This is a genomic window from Kutzneria buriramensis (genome assembly GCF_003387475.1).
GTDB classification, from domain to species: Bacteria; Actinomycetota; Actinomycetes; order Mycobacteriales; family Pseudonocardiaceae; genus Kutzneria; species Kutzneria buriramensis.
The window spans coordinates 100,144-122,164 of record NZ_QUNO01000015.1; the positions used below are offsets into that span (position 1 = coordinate 100,144).

The following is a 22,021-nucleotide window of genomic DNA, read 5'->3' on the forward strand; positions in this document are numbered from 1 at the left end:
GCCCGATCGGGCTGACATCGCCGGCGCTCAGGCGGAGCGCAGGCGGCGCATTTCGCAGACGTAGTACTGGAACACGTGGTCGTCCTGGCGGGCGGTTGTCTGCAGCACGCGCAGCCCCGCGCCCAGCAGGTCGGCGGTGTCGAGCAGGAGCGGGCTGTGGCCCAGCAACACCATGGTGCCGCCGGGCTTGAGGGTGAAGGCCAGCCGGGGCAGGATCTGGCGCGCCTGAGCGGTGGAGACGACCTCGGAGTTGAGGAAGCGGCTGAACAGGATGTCCACGCTGAGCGGCGCGACGGCCGGGTTCAGCGCGTCGCCGACGTGCACACGCTCCACGTGCGCGGCGGCGAGGTCGACCATCTGCTGGCTGAGGTCCTGGCCGACGGTGCGGATGCGAGCCGGGTTCAGGTCGGCGAAGTCGGCCAGGAAACGGCCGGTCGAGCAGGCCGGATCGTACGCCAGCACGTCGGCCCGGAGGTCGGCGAAGCGCGGGCGGAACAGGTCGCGGGTGTAGCGGCGGATGTGCTCCTCGCCGAGGTTGAGCAGGACGGCGTCGTGCTCGTCGATCTGCCAGCCCTCGGCCGAACTCGTCGTCTCCTGCCCCGGCTCGCGCTGCTTGGCGAAAGGGTGCACGAGCTCGGTGAGCGGTGTGATCGCGTCGAACGCGGCCCGGCGGCCGGGCTCGTCCAGCGGCCGGAAGCCGATCCGCACGTCGGCGTCCGAGGTGCGCAGGGACGTCAGCACGCCGACCACGTTGTGCCAGTGCACGCGGCTGCAGAACACGCCGGGCATGCCGTGCTCGACGACGAGATCCGAGATCGTCTTGTAGCCGACGTGCAGGACGTCGCCGAGCCGGAACAGGAACAGGCGCTCGGGGTGGCGGGTGAGCTCCTCGTGCAGGAAGTGCCCGTCGGCGCGCTCCCACCGGGAGAAGTCACCCGCCAGCAGGGCGGCCCGGGCCTTGATCTCCTCGTCGACGAAGGCCGGGTCGAGCCCCGGTCGCCGGGTCCGCTCGACGTCCACGCGGTCGGGATCTCCCATGGCGTGGCAGCATACGGCCGCGCCTCAGCCGGCCGAGTAGGCCTCGACCAGGGTGGCCACGAAGGCGGCGTAGCTGTCGGCGATCCGGCCCGACGTCAGGCGCAACTGGTTCTCGGCGTTGCCCTCGGCGTTGGCGCTGAAGTTGTACGAGCCGGTGGCCACGGTGTCGTCGCTGACCAACACCTTGAGGTGCATGAAGTCGTGCACCCCGGTCGGCGAGTACGGCGTCGACCTCTTGCCGACCAGCTTGGCGGCGACGGTCTGCCAGTCGGCGAGCGTCTGCGCCGAGGACTTGCTCGACGCCCACTCGTGCGCGATCGGCCCCATCTGCCCGGCGTCGTACATGCCGCTCACGTGCACGCCGGTGCTGACCGCCTTGGCCAGCGCGGCCAACAGGGCGTGCGAGGTGATCACCATGGACGCGACGACGAGCCGGTTGCGCACGCCGCTGACCAGGCCGACGAGGTCGGCGTCCATCGCCGGTCCCTCACCCGGCGCGAAGGACCAGCCGACGGTCTCGGTGCCGATGGTGGTGGTGCCCCGGTCGTCGAGGCCGGTGCGCCGGATGTCGCCGGACTCCCAGAGCTGGTCGAAATCCTGCTCGTACGCGGCGGCGAGCGCGCTTGAGGTGAAACGCAGGATGTTGTTCTCCTGACGAGTCCACGCGTCGTCGGTGAAGTTCGTCGATCCGGTCCACACCCGCCGGTTGTCGACCACGACGTACTTGTCGTGCATCAGCTTGCCGGAGGGGGTGGTGACCGGTCTCAGCGCGACCCCACTTCCGCCAAATCGCGAATTAAGCCACTGGGCGGTGCCCGGCGGCGCGGGGTCGGCGCCGAGGGCGGCGAAGCCGGTGCTGGGTTTGCTGGCGTCATAGGCAATTCGGACGTCGACGCCGTTCGCGGCGGCGTCGGTGAGTGCCGTCACGACGGGTTTGGCGAGCGCGTCGCCGAGCCGGAAGTCGTAGATGGCGATGTGCACACTGCTGCGGGCGGCGCCGACGAATGCGGCGAGCTGGGCGGCGATCGTCGACGGCTGGGCGGCCGCGCCGCCGTGGGCGGTGTCGCGTAAAAAGGTTATTTCGGTCGTCATGACGTCCATGACAGGCGGCCCGCGCGGCGGCGGGGACCGCCGGACGAGTGCCACCCTTCACTCGGTCGGCGCGCGGGACGGTTGACATGAGTAGGCGTCCCGCCGCACCGCCGCGAACCCTCCGGTGCACGTGCACGCACTGCCGGCGCGGCGCCGCCCGGTCACCGGGAAACGGGCCTCGAGCTGCGGACTCTCGCAGCCCTGGACGGCTGTAGAGAGTTTGTGGAGATGGCGTTGATAGACATTGGCCATGGTTGGAACGGGTGAGAGGGGGAGCGCTCCCATCAAGCCTTCCTCAAGTCCGGAGCCGAACGTGCAGCCCTGACCGGTTTCCCGGGCAGGATCGCGCGTCGGCCGCGCCGCCGGCGCGATCGAACCCATAGGACTCCGGGTGTGCGTCGAAGTCTGGCGCCGCGCTCGACTGCGGTTCGAACGCTCGTCGGAGTGTGAAGCAGGTCACATGGGCGAACCGGTTTCGCCGCCCGCCCGTGTGGGAAGCATGCGTCGTCGATGAGTGAAAAAACTACGTAACGGAAACGGTACGACATTGTTGTGAAGTTCTTCCTGGGTGCCTTCTGGGTCGCGAAGAAGAACCGTTCGAAAGTTTCGGCTGCTCACGGCTTCGCCCTACCCTGCAAGGAAGAAGTCCATATCTGTCGCTACTGTGACGTGCGCTGCATGGGGAAGTTAGGGCACTCATCGGTTGCCGTAGGTGCCGGAAGTACAACAGTGCGCTAAAGCCTCACATAGCATTTGACGAGCTTGCCGCCGCTAGCCCTGGAGTTAGACTGATGAGCATCGTGATCGTCAAACGATCGCAGCGCGTCGCCGGTCCTGCCCTCCCTTCCGGAGAGGTGGAGCTGGCCGAGCCGCCCGTGCTCGGCGAGCCGGCGAGCCTCGACTTCGGCTCGGCGATGGTCTACCTGCCGATGGGTCTCGGCTCCGCCGCGATGGTCATGATGTTCTCGATCGCCGGCAGCTCCCCGACCGTCTACATGATGTCCGGGATGATGGGCGTCTCCATGGTGTCCATGAGCGTCACCCAGCTGGGCCGCCAGGGTATGGAGCGCAAGCGCAAGATGCGGGCCGAGCGCCGCGACTACCTCCGCTACCTCGCCCAGTTGCGCGGTCAGGCCCGCGCCGCCGCCGACGAGCAGCGCGCCGCCACCCGCTGGGACAATCCCGAGCCCTCCTCACTCTGGTCGCTGGTCTCCGGCCCCCGGCTGTGGGAGCGCCGCGCCAGCCACGAGGACTTCGGTCGGGTCCGGATCGGCCTGGGCGCGCAGCGCGCCTCGCTGGAGTTCGTCCCGCCGCGCACCCGTCCCATCGAGGACCTGGAGCCGCTGACCGCGATCGCGCTGCGCCGCTTCATCCGCGCCTACCGCACGGTGTCCGAACTGCCCATCGCCGTCGGCCTGCGCAGCTTCACCAGCGTCGAGTTCGCCGGCGAGGCCGGCGCGGTGCTGGCGCTGGTGCGCGCGATGGTCTGCCAGCTGGCCGTCCTGCACTCGCCGGACGACCTGCGCATCTCCGTGCTCACCGACGAGCCGGGCAGCGCCGAGTGGGACTGGTGCAAGTGGCTGCCGCACCTGACCCACGCGAGCGCCCGCGACGATGCCGGGCCGCTGCGCATGGTCGCCAGTGACCACGACGTGCTGATGGACCTGCTGGGCCCGTCGGTCACCGACCGCCCCGACTTCGACCGCACGGTGCCGCCCGGCCCGAACGAGCCGTTCCATGTCGTCGTCGCGCACCGCGTGCAGATCCCGGAGCACTCCCGGCTGCTGGACACCGGTCTGCGCAACCTGGTGCTGCTGGACGTCACCGGCGGCATGCACGGCGGCCCGGACGTGCTGCGGCTGACCGTCTCCGGCGACGAGGTCGAGTTCCCGGCCGGCGAGTCCACCGGTAAGGCGGCCGTCGACCAGATGAGCCCGGCCGGCGCGGAGAACGTGGCCCGGCTGCTGGCCCCGATGCGCACCAGTGGCACCGTCGACCTGGTCGACGAGCCGCTGGAGAGCAACTTCGACCTGACCACGCTGCTGGGCATCCGGGACGCGCGCGGCTTCGACGTGCAGCAGCAGTGGCGGCCGCGGCGCAACCAGCGGGCCCGGCTGCTCGTGCCGGTCGGCGTCACCGAGAACGGTGAGGTCGTCGAGCTCGACATCAAGGAGTCCGCGCAGGGCGGCATGGGCCCGCACGGCGTGCTGATCGGCGCCACCGGCTCGGGCAAGTCGGAGTTCCTGCGGACGCTGGTGATCGGCCTGGCGGCGACGCACTCGTCCGAGGTGCTGAACATGGTGCTCGTCGACTTCAAGGGCGGCGCCACGTTCATGGGCATGGAGAAGCTGCCGCACACCTCGGCGGTCATCACCAACCTGCAGGACGAGCTGCCGCTGGTGGACCGCATGCAGGACTCGCTGCAGGGCGAGATGAACCGGCGGCAGGAGTTCCTGCGCCAGCACGGCTACTCCTCCCTGTACGACTACGAGAAGGCCCGCGCGGCCGGCACCCAGCTGGCGCCGTTCCCGGTGCTGTTCGTGGTCGTCGACGAGTTCTCCGAGCTGTTGTCGTCCAAGCCGGAGTTCATGGACCTGTTCGTCCAGATCGGACGGTTGGGCCGGTCGCTGGGCGTGCACCTGCTGCTGGCCTCGCAGCGCCTGGACGAGGGCCGCATCCACCGGGTGGAGGGCCACCTGTCCTACCGGATCGCGCTGCGCACCTTCTCCGCCATGGAGTCCCGCAGCGTCATCGGCGTCGCGAGCGCGTACGAGCTGCCCTCCGCGCCGGGCCACGGCTACCTCAAGATCGACACCACCAACCTGGTGCGGTTCAAGGCGGCCTACGTGTCCGGCCCGTGCCCGGACGGCCCGGACACCTCGCCCGCGGCGCAGTCCAAGGCGGTGGGCGAGGTCGCTCCGTTCGGCATCCTGCCCGGCCGCATCCGCCGTCCCGAGGACGACGAGCCGGCGCAGGTCGAACAGGCGCGCGTGGAGTCGGCCGGCGACGGCGAGGACAGCCTGATGGACGTCCTCATCGACCGGCTGGTGGACCAGGGCCCGCCGGCCCGCCAGGTGTGGCTGCCGCCGCTATCGGAGTCGCCGAGCCTGGACGAGCTGCTGCCCGGCATCGTGCCGGACCCGGTGCGCGGCATGACCGCGCTGGACCACCCGGCCACCCGGTCGCTGCGCGTGCCGCTGGGCATCGTCGACCGCCCGTACGAGCAGATCCGCGAGCTGCTGGTGGCGGACCTGTCCGGCGCGAACGGCCACATCGGACTCGTCGGCGCGCCGCAGTCGGGCAAGTCCACGCTGATGAGGACCCTGATGCTGTCGCTGGCCCTCACGCACACCGCGGAGGAGGTCCAGTTCTACTGCCTCGACCTGGCCGGCGGCGGCCTGGTCTCCACGGCGGGCCTGCCGCACGTCGGCTCGGTCGCCACCCGCCTGGAGCGCGACCGGATCCTGCGCACCGTCGAGGAACTGGCCCAGCTGCTGGAACGCCGCGAGCAGATCTTCGCCCAGATGGGCATCGACTCCATGATCGCCTACCGGCAGGGCCGCACCAGCGGCGCGATCCAGGACCCCAACGGCGACGTCTTCCTCATGGTGGACGGCTGGAACACGGTCCGCGCCGACTTCCCGGACCTGGAGCCGCGCATCACCGAGCTGGCGGCCCGCGGCCTCGCCTTCGGCGTGCACGTCGTGGTCGCGACCAACCGGTGGTCGGAGATCCGCCCCGCGATGCGGGACGTGCTGGGCACCAAGCTGGAGCTCCGGCTGGGCGACCCGATGGAGTCCGAGCTCGGCGCGCGCGTCGCGGCCCGCGTGCCGGAACAGGCCGGCCGCGGCCTGACCAGCACCAAGTTCCACTTCCTGGCCGGGCTGCCCCGTATCGACAGCTCGTCGGCCACCGACGACCTGACCACCGCGACCAAGGCGGCGGTGGAGGAGATCGCGACCTTCTGGGCCGGCCCGACCGCGCCGGAGGTGCGGCTGCTGCCGACCCGGCTGCCGATCGCGGACCTGCCGGCCGCGCAGGAGGCCAAGTTCTGCATCGGTATCGACGAGCAGCGGCTGGCCCCGGTGTGGCACGACTTCGACCAGACGCCGCACCTGTCGGTCTTCGGCGACAACGAGACCGGCAAGACCAACATGCTGCGCCTGATCGCCCGCACGGTGATCTCCCGCTACAGCCCGACCGAGGCGCGCATCCTGCTCGCCGACACCCGGCGCCAGCTGCACGAGGAGGTGCCGGAGCCGTACCGGATCGGCTACGCCGTCGACCCGGACGCGCTGACCGACCTGATCGGCAACGCCGGCGTGTCCATGACCCGCCGGATGCCCGGCCCGGAGATCACCCCGGACCGGCTGGCCAAGCGGGACTGGTGGACCGGGCCGCAGCTGTTCGTCCTGGTCGACGACTACGACCTGTTCATGTCCGGCGGCGGCATGGCCTCCCCGATGCAGCCGCTGATCCCGCTGCTGGCGCACGGCGCCAACATCGGCCTGCACGTGATCATCGCGCGCAGCACGTCCGGCGCGATGCGGGCAATGATGGACCCGCTGCTGCGCCGGATGTGGGAGCTGGGCAACCCGGGCGTGCTGCTGAGCTACCCCAAGGAAGAGGGCAAGTTCCTCGGCGAGGCCAAGCCGCGGCAGCTGCCGCCGGGCCGGGCCCAGCTGGTGACCCGCCGCGACGTCCGCCTCCTGCAGACGGGGATGGCGTGATGACCGACCACCGTCCGAACATCCACGGATCCGCGACAGGAGCGACGTCAGCATGAGGCCAACGGAGGCGATCGGCGTGGACGCGTCGCTCGACCCGATCACCCTGGGCGGCGGCGGATCCGGCCCGGCCGACCTGTGCCGCATCACCGTGCACGGCCCGGACGGCCGCGCCGACCTCGCCATCCCCAGCGCCGCCACGTTCGGGCTGCTGGTGCCGGTGCTGGCCAGGCACGTCAACCGCGGCCAGGAGGAGGGCAAGGACTGGGTGCTGCAGCGGCTCGGCGAGCCGCCGCTGAACCTGGACGCCACGCCCGAGCAGGCCGAGTTGCACGACGGCGACGTGCTCTACCTGCGGGCGGCGCAGGCGCCGATTCCCGAGCTGACCTACGACGACCTCGCCGACGGGGTCGGCGACGCCATCGCGGCGCGTCCGGACCGCTGGCGCCCGGAGTCGACCCGCCGCACGCTGATCGGCCTCGCCGTGCTGGCCGCCGCCGCGCTCGGCGTCGCCACGATCCTGGCCGGCGGCCCCGGCGGCTTGATCGCGCTCTACTGTGGAGTGATCACGCTGGCGCTCGGCGGCGGCGCGGTCGCCATCGGCCACGTCACCGGCGACGGGCCACTGTCCTATGTGGGTGGAATCGCGGCCTGCTCCTTCGCCGCGGCCGCGGGCCTGATCGGCCAGCAGGACACGGTGGACCTGCTCGCGCCGCAGCCGTCCGGGGTGCTGCTGGCGGGGGTCTGCGTGGTGCTGGTCGCCGGGGCGCTCGCCGCGGCGACGCGGGGCGGGGTTGCCGTCTACGGCACCGCCGGCCTGCTCGGCATCTGTGCGATCCTCGGCTCCGTGCTGCGGACCGGCACCGCCGCGGACACCGCCGGCGCCGTCAGCATCGTCGCGGTGACGCTGTTCCTGTTCGCCACGTTCGGCGCGCGCGTGGCCGCCCGGCTCGCCCGGCTGCGCGTGCCGACCTTGCCCCGTACCACCGAGGAACTCCAGCAGGACATCGATCCCGCGCCGGCGTCGATGATCGCGACCCGTGCCGCGCTCGCGGACGGCTACCTCACCGCCGTTGTCGTCGGCTCGTCCGCGCTGGCCCTGGTGGACAGCATCGTGCTGACCACAGTGGACGGTTGGATCGCCTGGGTGCTGCCGCTGGTGTTCGGGCTGGCCTGCCTGCTGCGGGCCAAGTCCCTGCTGTCGGTGTGGCAGCGCGGCGCCACGGTCTGGGCCGGCGCGCTGATCATCGCCACCGTCGTGCTCGCCTACACCTTCTCGCTCGCCCCCACCGGCCGCATCGGGCTGCTCGTCGGCCTGGTGCTGGTGGTGGCCGCGCTGGTGATCGGCGCGTGGCGGCTGCCGGAGACCCGGCTGCTGCCCATCTGGGCCCAGGTCGCCGACATCGCCGAGCTCTGGACGGCGATCGCGCTGGTGCCGCTGCTGCTGGTCGTGCTGGACGCCTACCACTTCTTCCGGGCATTGGCGGGCTGAGGCAGATGCAGACTCGACGCGATCACGTTCAGGCCTACCAGTTCGTCACCTCGCGGCTGGCCAGCGCCCTGACCACCGGCGACCCCGGCCGGGGCGAGCCGCCGCTGCGGCGGTCCTCGCTCGGGCTGATGTGGGGCGTGCTGGTCGCCGTGCTGCTGTGCGGCGGGTTCGCGGTGTACGGCCTGATCAACCCGGGCGGCAACGACGCGTACCGCAAGCCCGGCGCGATCGTGGTGGAGAAGGAGACCGGCAACCGGTACCTCTACATCAACGGCACCCTGTACCCGACGTTGAACAGCGCCTCGGCGATGCTGTTCTTCGCCGGCAGCAACATCTCCGGCACCTTCACCCCGGTCTCCCGGGCGTCGCTGGACGGCGTGCCGCACGGCCGCGCGGTCGGCATCCCCGGCGCGCCGGACTCGGTGCCGCAGGCCAAGGACATGCTGCCGGCCCAGTGGTCGCTGTGCGCCGACCCGGGCGCGAACCAGCCGTCCATGCTGATCGACCTGGACCCGAACACGCCGACCGGCCAGCTGCCCACGGACGCGAAGTTCCTGGTGCAGGGCCAGGACCACGTGAACTACGTGGTGTGGCGCAACACGATCTACCCGATCGGCTCGCACAACGCGCTGGTGGCGCTGGGTCTGGGCAACACCGCGCCGACGCTCGTGCCGACGTCCTGGATCCACCAGCTGCACACCGGGCAGACCCTGGAGGTGCCGGTGATCGACGGGACCGGCCAGCCCGGCCCGACCGTGGAGGGCATCCCGACCCGGATCGGCGACCTGCTCAAGTCCGTCGTCGGCGCGGACACGCAGGTGTTCGTGCTGCGCAAGGACGGCATCGCGCCGGTCAACGACACCGCGCTGGCGCTGCTGCTGAGCCGGCCCGGCGCGCACCAGCCGCGGGAGATCAGCACCGCCGGCCTGACCCAGCTGCCGGAGTCCGCGGACACCTCGACGCTGCAGGGCATGCCGAACATGGTCACCTCCAAGACCTACGACGCCGGCGACTCCTCGGTGTGCGTGCGGCAGCGGTCCGTCGGCGACTCCGTCGGCCTAGGCTCGCTGGTCACCGAGCCGCTCAAGCCGTCCCCGGGGCGGACCACCATGCACGTGCCGGGCGGGCGCGGCGCGATCGCCGTCAGCGAGCCCGCGCCGCAGCAGGCGCAGAACCGCGTGTACTACCTGATCACCGACCTCGGCGAGAAGTTCCGGGTCGCGCAGCAGGCGTTCGGTCCGCTCCAGATCGGCGGCAACGCGATCGGCGTTCCCAAGGAGGTGCTCGACGCGATGCCGTCCGGGCCCGACCTGGTGATGGGACCGGCCGTGCTGACGGCGAACACCCGAGGAGGGCAGTGAGATGATGCTGGGCGAAAGGCTGCGCACCTGGGCGGTCGGCGCGTCGGAATCCACGGCGCTGCCGCAGGTCGCCTGCGTCGAGGCGGGGCACGCGCTGCTGCTGCACATCGAGGGACACCTCAACCCTCGCGCGCTGGCCTTCGCCCGCATGATCGCGCACGACCCCGACCACACCGTGGTGGTCGCGGACGTGCCGCCGGACGGGCCGATCGAGCTGTGGCACACCGTCGCCGCACACCTGGGCCGCCGCCGCGGCGGCTACCGGCTGGTGCTGGGCAAGCACTCCCGCGACGCCGCCGTGATGACCGGCCAGTGGCTGGCGGAACGGCTCAACTGCCCCGTTCTCGTGCCCGACGGCGACGTCGTGATGGCGCCCGGCGGCGCGCTGTTCAGCTCCGCGCTGCAGGGCGTGGGCTGGGTCCGGTTCCGCCGGGGCCGGGCGCCGCAGCAGGATTCGCGCCGGTTCCCGATCCCGGACTGGAGCTACCCCGGCACCGAGCACATCTGGCAGCCCGGCCCGGTCAGCGTGGTGGAGCCGCTGCCGTCCGGCGTGTGGATCCGGCCGCTGGAGTCCGCCGACGACCAGCGGGCGCTGCTGATCTCCGGGCTGGTGCCGCGGTCGGACATGATGACCGTGGTACTGGGGTCGCCGAACTCGCGGCCGGTGCCGATGAGCGAGATCGCCCGGTTCTGCCACTCGGTGCCGCCGGAGAGCCGGGACAAGGTTCGCTTCGTCCAGTACGGACCGGTCGAGGTGCTGCGTTCCTCGGTGGGGCAGGCGCTCGCCGACCAGCTCGGCGCGGCTGTCACCTTCTACGGCGGAATGCCGTCCACCGAAGGCACTCTGCACGTGGTGGCCCCGGAAGGCGGCCTCGGCTGGCGCTCCTTCGCCCGTGAGCTGCGGTACCTGCCGCGCGCCGCGGCCGCCGGCCGGATCCTGCCGCCGCAGCTGCTCCAGTACGAGTCTCCGGTGCCGGGCGCCTCGGAGCTGGCGCCCGGGGTTTACTGGTACGCCAACGATGCCGTCGTCGAGATCGTCCAGAGTGGACTGTGGCTGCGGCCGCCGGTGGCCCCCGTGAACGCCGACCACGTGCGGACCGCGCCCATCGACCCGCGGCACGCCGCCGTCGTGTTCGACACCTCGTCGCGGCACGTGAGCGACCGGATGCAGGCGCTGGCCGGGGAGATCCTCGCGACCATGGACCCGGCGATGCGCCGGATGTTCCGGGTGCTGCCGGCCGCCGTGCTGATCGCCAACAGCCACCACGTGCCGGCGCTGCCGGCCAACGGCATGGTCGTGGAGGCCGTGCCGGGCCAGTGGACCTCGTCGGAGACCGTCGAACTGCCCGCCGACCACGGTGTCGAGCTGATGGCCCCGCGGCTGTCGCTGCCGGCCCTGCCGGCCGGTCCGGTGGAGGCGACGGTGGTGGTGTCCGCCGACATGATCGTGGACGCCGACGTCGTCGACTATCTGGACTCGCCGACCGCGTCCGTCGTTCTGGAGTCCGCGGTCATCGGACTCGCCGGCGGCGCCCTCGACGAGGAGCCCGAGCCGGTCGCCGAAGAGCCGACGCTGGAGTCGCCGGTGGTGGCCCAGCCGGTGGTCGAGGCCCCGGCGGCGATCGTCACCGCCGCCAAGCCGGCCGCCGTCGAGCCGACCGCCATCGAGCCGGCCCAGCCCCTTCCGGTGGCCGCCGTCACCGAGTCGGTGGCTCCCGAGCCGATCGTCACGGCTGCCGTTGCCGAGCCGATCGTTACCGTTGCCGAGCCAGTGGTCCCCGAGCCGATCGTTGTCGAGCCGGTTGCCCCGGTGCCGGTCGTCGCGGAGTCCGCCGGGCCGGTCGCCACCGCCGCCGAGCCGCCGGCCACGCCCGCCGAATCGGCCGGCGCCGCCGCGGTGCAGGCCTTGCCGGAGTCCGCGGCCCCGAAGCCGATCGTCACCTCGGCCGTGGACGCGCCGCCGGCGGCCATGCCGACTGGCCTCCGGCTGGAGTCCTCGGTGCCGGACTTCGGCATCGACTTCGCCGCCATCGCGGTCCCGGCGCCGGCCCCGCAACAGCCGACCGCCACTGCGCAGCCCGACGCGGCGGCGATCCTGGAGCCCGAGCCGGCGCCGGATCCGATGCCCGCCCCGGCGGCGGCGCCGGAGCAGCCGGCAGCCGGTGCCCGAAGCGTTGCGGTGCAGCCGGTTCCGGCCTCCGGTGCCTGCGCGGTGCCGCCGACCCGTGGCCTGACCGAGGAACGAGCCTGGCTGCGTAAGGCCCTGAGCTCCCAGTACGACGTCGCGGCGAGCACCGTCTCCCGGATGCTGTCGCAGGTCCCGGGCCTGCGCGTGGGCATGCAGGCCGACGAGGTGCTGGCCGACCTGGTCGGCGTCCGGCTCTACCTGACCGGCGACAGCGCGGGCGTGGACGAGGCGGTCCGCACGGCGGCCCCCGGCCCGCACGTGCCGCTGGCCCGCGTGGTCACCTCCGGCCTGAAGCGGCTGCCGTCCTACCGCGGCGCGACGCAGCTGTGGGCGGTGGCCGGACCGTCCGAACTGGACTGGTACCGCAATCGGATGCTGGTCAGCGAATGGGCCTTCCTGACGGCCACCACGGCGGGCCGGCCGGTCCTGGCCGGCGAGGTGGAGTTCCGGGTGTGGTCCATGACCGCCCGCCGGACCCAGCTGATCGACCCGTCCGTCGAGGACCAGGTGCTGTTCGTGCCGGGCACCAACTTCAAGGTGCTCGAGGTCCGCGACGAGCCGCACCCGGTGGTGCTGCTGCGCGAGCTGTCCACCGCCGAGATCGGCGAGGACGGCCAGGTCAACACCGGCCGCAGCATGTTCGACGACCTGGCGCTGGGCGGGCTCGACCAGGCCGCGCAGGCCTGGGCCCAGGTCACCGGCGCGGACGCGGCGCGGCCGACCGCGAGCGCCCCGCCCGGACTGCTTTCCGTCGCGATGGAGAGGACAAGCGCATGACCCGCCAGGTCCTTCAGGTGCCGGGCGCCTTCCGCACCATCGCCGAGGCGCTGGCCAAGGCCACCGACGGCTCGGTGGTCAACGTCGCCTCGGGGCGGTACGAGGAGTCGCTGGCGATCACCGGCGTCGTGACGATCAACGCCGAGGACGGCCCGGGCACGGTCCGGCTGCACTCGGCCACCGGCAGCACGCTGGTGGTCGCCGGCGGCGCGGTGCAACTGTCCGGTTTGGACATCACCGGCGACGACGCCGAGCTGCCGGTGCTGGACGTCCGCAACGGCGAGGCGGCGCTGGACAACTGCCGGGTCGGCGGCGCGGCGTGGACCGCCGTGCTGGCCAGGCAGACCGGCGTGCTGGCGATGCGGCAGTGCCGGGTGCAGAACCCGACCGGCGCCGGCGTGGTCGTCACCTCCGTCGGCAACAGCTCCGTCGAGGAGACGGTGATCGCCGAGGTCGGGTCGTCGGCGATGGTGGTCGCGGAGAGCGGCCGGGTGCAGGTGCGCGGCTGCGTCTTCGACCACGTCAAGGGCAACGGCTTGTGCGTCAACGGTTCCGGCATCGGGCAGGTCTCCGACACCAGGATCGTCGGCAGCGGCAAGCCGGCGGTGGTGATCGAGCAGGAGGGCCGGGCGGAGCTGACCCGGGTCGTCATCACGGAGAGCGCCAGTCTGGACGCCTACCTCACCAGCGCGGGCGAGGTGACGCTGACCGACTGCGAGTTCTCCGGTTCCGGCGGCCAGTCCGTGCACATCGCCAACGGCGCGAAGCCGACGCTGCATGGCTGCACGTTCTCCGGCGCGTCGCGTCAGGGCGTGCACGTGACGGGCGGCTCGTCGCCGACGATCGAGAGCTGCACCATCACCGACAGCCCGATCGGCCTGCTGGTCGATGCCGCCGCCGACCCGGCGGTCCGGATGCTGACCGTCACCAAGGCCGACCAGTCGGCGGTGTTGGTGAGCGGCGGCGGAAAGGCCCGTGTCGACGGCCTTTCGGTGACCGGGGGAGTGCGGGTCGTCGACTCCGGCATCGACCTGCGGCGCGCGGTCGTCGAGCTTGCCGGCGGCGTCGGTGTCGCGCTGGAGGGCTCGTCCACCGGACGTATCGACGAGATGCGGGTCCGGACGGCGTCCGGCGCGGGTCTGCTGCTGACCGGGCAGGCCCGGGCGACGGTGAGCTCCGCGGCGGCCCAGGGCTGCCCGGTCGAGATCGGTTCCGGCAGTGTGCTCACCCTGGAGGCCAGCGAGGTCACCGAGGTCCGCGGCGCCGGCATCGTCGTCGCGGACGGCGGCACGCTGCGGGCGACCCGCTGCCGCGTGCACCACAACTCCGGGCCGGGTATCGACGTCCAGGGCAGCGCGATGTCCGAATTGGACAATTGCGAGATCTTCGACAACGACGGCTCCGCGCCGCCGGCCCCCGCCGCGCCTGCGCCGACGCCGGCCGCGCCCGCGCAGCCGCCCGCGCCCGCGGCCTCCGCGGCCTCCGCGCCAGCCGCCCCGGCGGAGCAGGCCGATGACCAGGCCGCGCACCGCGGCGACGGCCCGTTGGCCGAGTTGCACAGCCTGGTCGGCCTGGAGTCGGTGAAGGCCGAGGTCACCGGTCTGATCAACCTGAACCGGATGGCCCAGCGGCGGGAGCAGTTGGGGTTGCCGATGCCGTCGGTGAGCCGGCATCTGGTGTTCGCCGGCCCGCCCGGCACCGGTAAGACGACGGTGGCTCGGTTGTACGGATCCGTGTTGGCGGAGCTCGGGATTCTCCGTCAGGGCCACATGATCGAGGTGGCGCGGGCCGATCTGGTGGCGCAGTACATCGGCGCGACCGCGATCAAGACGACCGAGGTGTTCGAGAAGGCCTTGGGCGGTGTGCTGTTCATCGACGAGGCGTACACGCTGACCAGCCAGTCCGGCGGTTCCGGCCCGGACTTCGGCCAGGAGGCGGTGGACACGGTGATGAAGCTGATGGAGGACCACCGGTCCGACATCGTGGTGATCGTGGCCGGCTACACCGACCAGATGGAGCAGTTCCTCGCCTCCAACCCCGGTATGGCGTCCCGGTTCACCAAGACCGTGGAATTCCCCAACTACACGGTCGACGAGCTCGTCACGATCGTGCGGGGCATGGCGGCCAAGCACTACTACGAGCTCGACGACGACGTGCTGAACGCGCTGCACCGGTACTTCGACAAGACGCCGAAGGGCAAGACGTTCGGCAACGGCCGCGTGGCGCGCCAGCTGTTCGAGTCGATGATCTCGACGCAGGCGTCCCGGCTCGCGATCTCCGGCGGCGCGGACAACGAGCTGAGCCGGTTCGCCGTCAGCGATGTCCCGCTGGCCGAGGGCGACGACGGCACCGACACCCCCGAGGACAACCTGCCGCCCGGCCCGAGTGCCCGCCGACTGTCCACTCTGGTCGGACAGGCCACGGTCAAGGAGGCGTTGCTGGCCCGGCTCAGCGGTCTGATCGCGCTGAGCCGGCGGCGGCAGCCGTTGGGTGGGCTGGCCAATCTGGTGTTCGACGGCCCGCTGGGCAGCGGCCGTCGCACGATGGCGCGGTTGTTCGCCCGGTCGCTGGCCGAGCTCGGGCTGCTGGCGTCCGGCGCGGTCACCGAGTTGCCGCTGTCGGCGATCCCGTGCACGTTCGACGGGCAGGCGGAGATCCGGGTGCGGGCGGCGGTCGCGGAGTCGGCCGGCGGCGCGCTGCTGGTGGACATCGACCAGCTGTTCCTGCGGCGGTCCGACGCGGAGAAGGGGCGTGTCGTGGCCGCGGTGCGGGAGGTTCTCGCCGCCGCGCCAACGGAAACCGTGCTGCTGCTGACCGGGCAGCAGCAGCTGATCGGCGCGTTGCTGGGCCGGACCGACCTCGCCGGTCGTTTCGCCGAGCACCTGCGTCTCACCGACTACTCGCCGGCCGAGAGGGCCGAACTCGTCGTCCGTTGGTGGGCGGAGAACGGTTGGCAGGCGGGGGAAGGCGTCGTCGCTGCGCTGACGGCCGGGCTTGCGGCGGTCGGCGTGCGCGAGGCGCGGCAGTTCGCCGCGGTGGTCGCGGCGGGCTCGACCTCAAGGACGGTCACCACGGCCGACCTCGACAGCGCAAGGCCGTCGATCGAGGAGCGAAAGGCGGTGCCCGTGCCGGCGTGAAACCGGTGCGACACCGAACGAAACCCAACGTGGTGACCTAGCGCACCACCAGCTGTGAGGAGTGAACTCGATGGCGATTTCGAAGGTCGAACTCTCGGGCCTCGTCCAGACGGCGCAGGGCCAGCAACAGGCCATCGACAGCGTCCAGACGGACCTGCAGAACGTCGTGTCCGAGTGCGACACGCTGGCGGCGGCCTGGACGGGCGACGCGGCCCGGCTGTTCCAGGACGCGATGAGCAACTTCCAGGACGGCGCCAACCAGGTGCTGGCCTCGCTGCGGGAGATGCACGAGAAGATGGTCAACACCCACGGCCTGTTCAGCAGCACCCACGAGAACATCGGCTCGGTGGCGAGCGGCACGGGCAGCGCCATGGGCGGCCTGCACGGTCTGTGATCCTTCCCCTCCCCCCTCGACGCGCAAGAAAGAGAGAAGACCAATGACCTACTCCATGCAGCTCGACACCACGCCGGAGATCGCCGCCAACTTCCAGCGGATCGCCACCGAGCTGACCGACGTCGGCGAGGGCCTGGTGGCGACGATCAACGCGCACACCGCCAACTTCGACGGTGCCACCAAGGACGAGTTCATGCAGGTGCAGCAGCGCTACAACCAGGCGCACGAGCAGATGATCCAGCACCTGAACAAGGCGCAGACCGACCTCACCCACATCCACGAGATCATCGTCGAGGGCGAGCGCCGGGGCACCCAGACCTGGCAGATGTGAACGGGGGCTCACCATGTACGGAGAGTCGACGAGCACGCACACTCCGCCGCCGAAGCCGAACATCCAGAACTGGGACCCCAACAGCGTCCCGCCGGTGACCGGTGGCGGTCCGACCAATCCGGAGGGAACGCCGTCGCTCACGCCGCCGAACGTGCCGGGCAAGGGTAACGGCAGCAACGGCAGCACGGCGGTCAGCACCCCCTCGATGAAGATCTTCGCGGACAACATCGGCACGCTGATCGAGCCGCTGAACAAGGCGCTCGCGCTCGTGCAGGCGATGCCGAAGGTGGCGGCGGGCGACTTCCACACCGGGCACGTCATGAAGACGATGCTCACCGGCGACGCCGGCGACGGCATGATGCAGTCGGGCTTCGAGACGGTGCTCAAGAAGTGCGTCAAGTCGGTCACCGACACGCACGAGGCCGTGCTGAAGCTGGCCCGCGACTACGACAACATCGATGAGCTGAACAAGATGACCGGGCAGCAGCTGAGCCGGGTCCTCGGCGACCACAACGTCAGCGGCGACATCACCGCCGTCGGCTCGGTCGGCTCGAAGTTCGGCGACGGGTCCGGTTCGGGCTCCGGCTCGTAGCACCGATCGGCCGTCCGTCCACACCGGACGGACGGCCGATCTCCCCCCTGCAAGTCCCATGCTGTGATCGAGAAACGGATGAGAGATGCCTGACCCGAGCGAGGACAACAACAACCCTGGCGAAGGCACGGCTGACGACTTCACCACGTGGGATTGGCACAAGATCATGACGGCGATCGTCGGCTACTACGGCGACGCCACCGACACCGGCCTGTCCAACCCGACGACGCTGTACACCGCGGCCAACACGCTGGAGTACGTGAAGAACGCGCTCACGATGGTCGCGCAGAGCATCCGGGACCAGGCCGACGCGCTGTCCTACGGCGACGACGCGCCGTGGAAGGGCGCCGCGGCCGAGTCGTTCAACACCCTGATGTACCAGTTGGGTCAGAACATCAAGGCCAACGCCCAGGTGCTGGCCGGCGACGTGGCCGCGGACGACATTCCCAGCCAGGTCTACGCCAACGGCCAGCGGCTCGAGACCGCGATCAACACCATCCACGCCATCGACCACTGGTACGCCCAGCAGGCCATCGCCCGCGGCGTGCACGTCGTCAACGGCCTCGTGATGGTGCACGAGGACCAGCAGGTGGTGGACGCGATGACGCACGACATGCGCACCGTCATCACCAACCTGTCCAGCCACTACCAGGTCAACAACGACGGGTTCACGCCGCCCAGCACCGACAACAACCCGGGGCCCAACACCCCGCCACCCGGCGGCGGCGACATCCCGCCGCCACCCGGCGGCGACAACAACCCGTTCGGCAACGGGCCCAATCCGTTCGGCGACAACAATCCCTTCGGCAGCAACGATCCGTTCGGGAGCAATCCGAACTTCGACCCGACCGGCGGTGGTGGAGGCGGCGGCGGTGGTGGCAGCAACTTCACGCCACCGCCCCTCAAGGACTTCAACATGCCGGGCGGTGACGGCTCCGGTGGTGGCGGGGCCGGCGGCGGTGGCGGCAGCGACTTCACCCCGCCCCCGCTGTCCAACTTCCCCGGCGGCGGCAACCCGGCCGACCTGACCAACTTCCCGGGCGGCAACAACCCGAGCGACCTGAGCAACTTTCCCGGCGGCGACGGCGCGAACGGCCCCGGCGGCCTCAATCCGCCCCCGCTGTCGAACTTCCCGGGCCTGAGCGACAACGGGGCCAACGGCGGCGCCACCGACGGCTTCACCCCGCCGGCGCTGTCGAACTTCCCCGGCCTGAGCAACCTCGGCGGCAACAGCGACCTCGGCGGCAGCAACAGCGGGCTGAACAACCTCAGCGACCCGTTCAAGGACGGCAGCGGCCTGGACACCAGCGGCCTGGACAAGCCCGGCGTGAGCAGCTTCCCGGGCCTCGGCGACAGCGGCGTCGGCGGCAGCGGACTTGGCGACAGCGGGCTCGGCGGCAGCGGGCTCGGCGACAGCGGCCTGGCCAACAACCTGGCGTCCACCGCGCCGCCGCTCAGCGAGTTCCCGGGCCTGGGCGACACCACCACGAGCGGCCTGGGCGGCGCGGCCGGCGGGCCCGGTTCCGGCATGCCGATGATGCCGCCCGGTGGCATGGGGGGCATGGGCGGCGCCGGCCAGGGGAACAAGGAGCCCGGCAAGTCCGACGCCAGCGGCCTACTCAACCCGATCAAGTTCCCGGGCGACCTGGGTGACGCCGTCGACCCGTCGGGCCTGCTCAACGGGGGCGGCGGCGCGTCCGGCGGCGGCGGTGGGCTGTCCGGTTTGGACGGACTCGACGGCGCCAAGAACCTGGAGTCCTTCCCGGGCGGCGGCGGGGCGGACCTGCCGCTGTCGGGCTTCCCCGGCGGCACCGACGTCAGCGACCCGGCACTGGCCAACCTCGGCGGCGAGAACGGCCTCGGCTCCGACGTCACGGGCCTGAGCACCGAGGGCCTCGCCGGCGGCGGCACGGCCGGCGGGCCCGGTTCCGGCATGCCGATGATGCCGCCCGGTGGCATGGGGGGCATGGGCGGCGCCGGCCAGGGGAACAAGGAGCCCGGCAAGTCCGACGCCAGCGGCCTGCTCAACCCGATGCTGTTCCCGGGCGGCACGGTCGACAACGCCGGCGACCCGTCGGTGCTGCTGGCCGGCGGCGCGGGTGCGTCCGGCGGCTCCGGCGGACTGTCCGGTCTGGACCTGCCGCAGGAGCAGTTCCCCGGCGACCCCGCGCCGATCGGCCTGCCCGACAACGGCATCTCCGTGGACAATCCGAGCCTGCCCGTGCAGGAGGCCGCTCAGCAGCCGCAGCAGGCCATGCCGGGCATGCCGATGATGCCGGGCATGGGGGGCATGGGCGCCCAGCAGCCGGGTTCGAAGGAGGGGGAGCGGTCCGACGCCTCCGGCCTGCTGACCCCGGACGGATCGACGTTCGCCGACCACAATGCCCTCGTCGGCCAGCCGCAGGGCGGCGCCCAGCCGCTCCAGCACCACGTCCACCCGGGTGGCACCGAACACCACCAGGCCGAGGATGAACCGGCGGCGTCTCCCGACCGTGTGGCAAGGGTGGACGACGGCGCCGGCGCGGAGGACTTCACCGCCTGGGACGCGGGCGGCGCGGCGTCGGCCGCCGTGCTGCCGTGGCTGCTCGGCCGGCGCGGTAGGCGCGACGGAGAGGACGAGGACCTCCAGACCGACGCGCCGGCCGAGGACAACGACAAGTGGGTGCAGGGCGACATGCGCGGCGTGCCCGCGCCGGCCGAGCAGCAGCACCTGGCGACGTGGCGGCCGGAGAAGGTCGTCGGAGGCGCGGCGGTGGAGCAGCCGGTGATGCGCAGCTCCGCCGCGATGCCGGAGCCGGAGCCGGAACCCGAGGCCGACCCCGACGTCGCGGCCGACGGCGAGGAAGAGGAGGAGCCCGAGCGCACCTCCGCGGACCTGCTCGACCGCCGGTCCGAGCAGTGGGACAGCCGCAGCTCCGACGTGCCGGGGGTGCTGGGATGACCAACCCGACGAGGGAGAGGGGCTGACCATGTCGTCGCAGTACGACGAGGCCGTCGAACAGCTGATGGCGGACTACCACCGGCAGCTCGACCAGCTCGCCGAGCACCAGCGCAGGATGTCGGAGATCACCGCCACGGCGACCTCCCAGCGCAAGTCGGTGTCGGTCACGCTGGGCGCGCAGGGGCAGCTGCTCGAGCTGAAGTTCCCGACCGACGCCTACCGGGACATGGCCCCGGCCGAGCTGGCCAACGTGATCGCCGAGGTGTTCGCGGCGGCCCGCACGCAGGTGCTCAAGCAGCAGCGCGAGCTGATGACGGCCAACGCCCCGATGGGCATGGACCTGTCGAAGATGTTCGGCGACAACGCCGACCTGGGCAAGGTGCTGCCGCGCGACCCGATCATGACCGACCAGGTGCGCGAGTACGTGGACAACGGCCGCGTGCCCGGCATGGACGACTGAGGAGGTTCCCGTGTCCGACAGCGACTTCTCGGTCAACGCCGACGCGATGGGCCCGGCCGTCGAGGGCCTCAAGAGCCTCGGCGACCGGCTCGGGCAGATCACCCAGCACCTGGAGTCCAGGTTGGACGGACTCGGCAAGCCCTGGGGTGACGACAAGAACGGCCACAACTTCTTCCAGCAGTACGGGAAGAGCCGGGACCAGGTGCTCACCGGCATGGCGTCGATGACGGACGCCACGCACGGCGTGGCCACCGGCATCAACACGATGATCAAGGGCTACAACAACATCAACGACAACGCCAAGGAGAGGGCGCGCAACCTCGGCACGTACGACGGTTCCGGCGACTACTCCGGTGGCGGTGGCGGCAACTACGGTGACGGTTCGGGCTCCGGCGAGCGGCAGCTGTACCGGGCGGCCGACGGCGCTCCGCTGATGCGGGCCGAGCGGCGGCTGGCGCCGATGGAGGCGCGGCGGCGCGTGGACGCCCTCGCGCCGACCGAGGGCGTGCCGGCGACCGACGAGAACGGCGAACCGCTTCAGCCGCTCCAGCGCGGAACGTTGCGTGAAGGCACGCTGCGGCGGCTGGACGACGTCCCGGCCGAGCCGCTCATGCGCGCGGAACGGCGGGAGGGCGAACTCCTGCCGGCCGAGCCGTTGCGGCCGATGGAAGCCCTGCGGCCGCGGGAATACGGCACCGAGCCGCTACAGCCGATGGAGGCCTTGCGGCCCGCGGAGCGCGGCATTCCGGCCAGCTACATGCCGGCCGAGCCGGCCTACACCGGCGAGGAGCCGTTGCTGCCGATGGAGGGGACCAGGCAGGGCGTGCCGATGGGCCGGCTGCTGCCGGAGGAGCCGGCGATCCCGGCCGAGCACGTCCGGATGACGCCGATGCACGACGTCATGCCCTTGGAGCCGACGCGCGCGTACGACCGGATCCCGGCGGAGCCGTTGCAGCCCGCCCACATGTATGACCGGGTCCAGGCGGAGCCGTTGCAGCCCGCCCACATGTATGACCGGGTCCAGGCGGAGCCGTTGCAGCCCGCCCACATGTATGACCGGGTCCAGGCGGAGCCGCTCCAGCCCACCCACGAGTACGCCCGGGCCCAGGAGGTGACGCCGCTCCAGCCCACCCAGGCGTTCGAGCGGGTGCGCGAGGGGATCCCGGTCGAGCCGTTGCAGCCCACCCATGTGTACGCCCGGACCGAGGAGGCACTGCCGCTCCAGCCGACGATCGCCGCCGAGCCGGCGCGGTTCGAGGCGGTCCGCGAGTCCGTGCCGGCCGAGCCGGTCCACTACGAGAGCGTCCACGAGGGCACCCCGGTGGAGCAGCCGCGCGAGTTCGTCCGGTCGGAGGCGCCGCTGGAGCCCCGCCTGTACGAGCGGGAGCAGGCGATTCCGGCGGAGCCGCAAGGGTTCGCGGAGCTGGAACCCGAGCGGTACACACCGCTGCTGCCCGAGACGCCGGCCGAGCCGGCGCAGTGACCACGGGC

General features: G+C 71.7%; 13 protein-coding genes. 11 read left to right on the top strand and 2 right to left on the bottom strand.

Going from position 1 to position 22,021, the window contains the following annotated elements; translation table 11 throughout:
- Positions 1-27: 27 nt before the first annotated feature.
- Both BCF44_RS37555 and BCF44_RS37560 read right to left on the bottom strand, forming a co-directional pair.
- A complete protein-coding gene (locus tag BCF44_RS37555; protein ID WP_116179244.1) occupies positions 28-1,038 on the bottom strand; it encodes a class I SAM-dependent methyltransferase in 1,011 nt (336 codons plus the stop codon).
- 24 nt (positions 1,039-1,062) lie between these two features.
- Positions 1,063-2,130 carry a phospholipase D-like domain-containing protein gene (locus tag BCF44_RS37560; protein ID WP_170217957.1) on the bottom strand — a complete coding sequence of 356 codons (1,068 nt, stop codon included), beginning with the start codon at positions 2,128-2,130 and terminating at the stop codon, positions 1,063-1,065.
- 791 nt (positions 2,131-2,921) lie between these two features.
- On the opposite strand from BCF44_RS37560, the gene eccCa reads away from it, so the two are divergent.
- The 11 genes from eccCa to BCF44_RS37610 all read left to right on the top strand — a co-directional run bounded on the left by eccCa (position 2,922) and on the right by BCF44_RS37610 (position 22,013).
- Positions 2,922-6,860 carry a type VII secretion protein EccCa gene (eccCa, locus tag BCF44_RS37565; protein ID WP_116179246.1) on the top strand — a complete coding sequence of 1,313 codons (3,939 nt, stop codon included), beginning with the start codon at positions 2,922-2,924 and terminating at the stop codon, positions 6,858-6,860.
- A gap of 52 nt (positions 6,861-6,912) precedes the next feature.
- Positions 6,913-8,349: a type VII secretion integral membrane protein EccD gene (eccD, locus tag BCF44_RS37570; RefSeq protein ID WP_116179247.1), complete on the top strand. Its 1,437-nt coding sequence runs from the start codon at positions 6,913-6,915 to the stop codon at positions 8,347-8,349.
- A 5-nt stretch (positions 8,350-8,354) separates the two neighbouring features.
- Complete coding sequence (gene eccB / locus BCF44_RS37575) at positions 8,355-9,710, top strand: type VII secretion protein EccB (protein WP_116179248.1); 1,356 nt, start codon at positions 8,355-8,357, stop codon at positions 9,708-9,710.
- Position 9,711: 1 nt separating this feature from the next.
- Positions 9,712-12,675 carry a hypothetical protein gene (locus BCF44_RS55960; RefSeq protein WP_170217958.1) on the top strand — a complete coding sequence of 988 codons (2,964 nt, stop codon included), beginning with the start codon at positions 9,712-9,714 and terminating at the stop codon, positions 12,673-12,675.
- Positions 12,672-15,812 carry a right-handed parallel beta-helix repeat-containing protein gene (locus BCF44_RS37580; RefSeq protein ID WP_170217959.1) on the top strand — a complete coding sequence of 1,047 codons (3,141 nt, stop codon included), beginning with the start codon at positions 12,672-12,674 and terminating at the stop codon, positions 15,810-15,812. Before BCF44_RS55960 ends, BCF44_RS37580 begins: the two co-directional genes overlap by 4 nt.
- Positions 15,813-15,882: 70 nt before the next feature.
- Complete coding sequence (locus BCF44_RS37585; protein ID WP_116179250.1) at positions 15,883-16,206, top strand: WXG100 family type VII secretion target; 324 nt, start codon at positions 15,883-15,885, stop codon at positions 16,204-16,206.
- Positions 16,207-16,249: 43 nt separating this feature from the next.
- The gene (locus BCF44_RS37590; RefSeq protein WP_116179251.1) at positions 16,250-16,537 is read left to right on the top strand and encodes a WXG100 family type VII secretion target; all 288 of its coding nucleotides are present in this window, start codon (positions 16,250-16,252) and stop codon (positions 16,535-16,537) included.
- Positions 16,538-16,550: 13 nt separating this feature from the next.
- Complete coding sequence (locus tag BCF44_RS37595) at positions 16,551-17,129, top strand: hypothetical protein (RefSeq protein ID WP_116179252.1); 579 nt, start codon at positions 16,551-16,553, stop codon at positions 17,127-17,129.
- A gap of 85 nt (positions 17,130-17,214) precedes the next feature.
- Entirely contained in the window at positions 17,215-20,070 is a 2,856-nt protein-coding gene (locus tag BCF44_RS37600) for a WXG100 family type VII secretion target (protein WP_116179253.1), read from the top strand.
- 28 nt (positions 20,071-20,098) lie between these two features.
- The gene (locus tag BCF44_RS37605; protein ID WP_116179254.1) at positions 20,099-20,530 is read left to right on the top strand and encodes a YbaB/EbfC family nucleoid-associated protein; all 432 of its coding nucleotides are present in this window, start codon (positions 20,099-20,101) and stop codon (positions 20,528-20,530) included.
- Between the two features lie 10 nt (positions 20,531-20,540).
- Positions 20,541-22,013: a hypothetical protein gene (locus tag BCF44_RS37610; RefSeq protein ID WP_116179255.1), complete on the top strand. Its 1,473-nt coding sequence runs from the start codon at positions 20,541-20,543 to the stop codon at positions 22,011-22,013.
- Positions 22,014-22,021 lie beyond the last annotated feature (8 nt).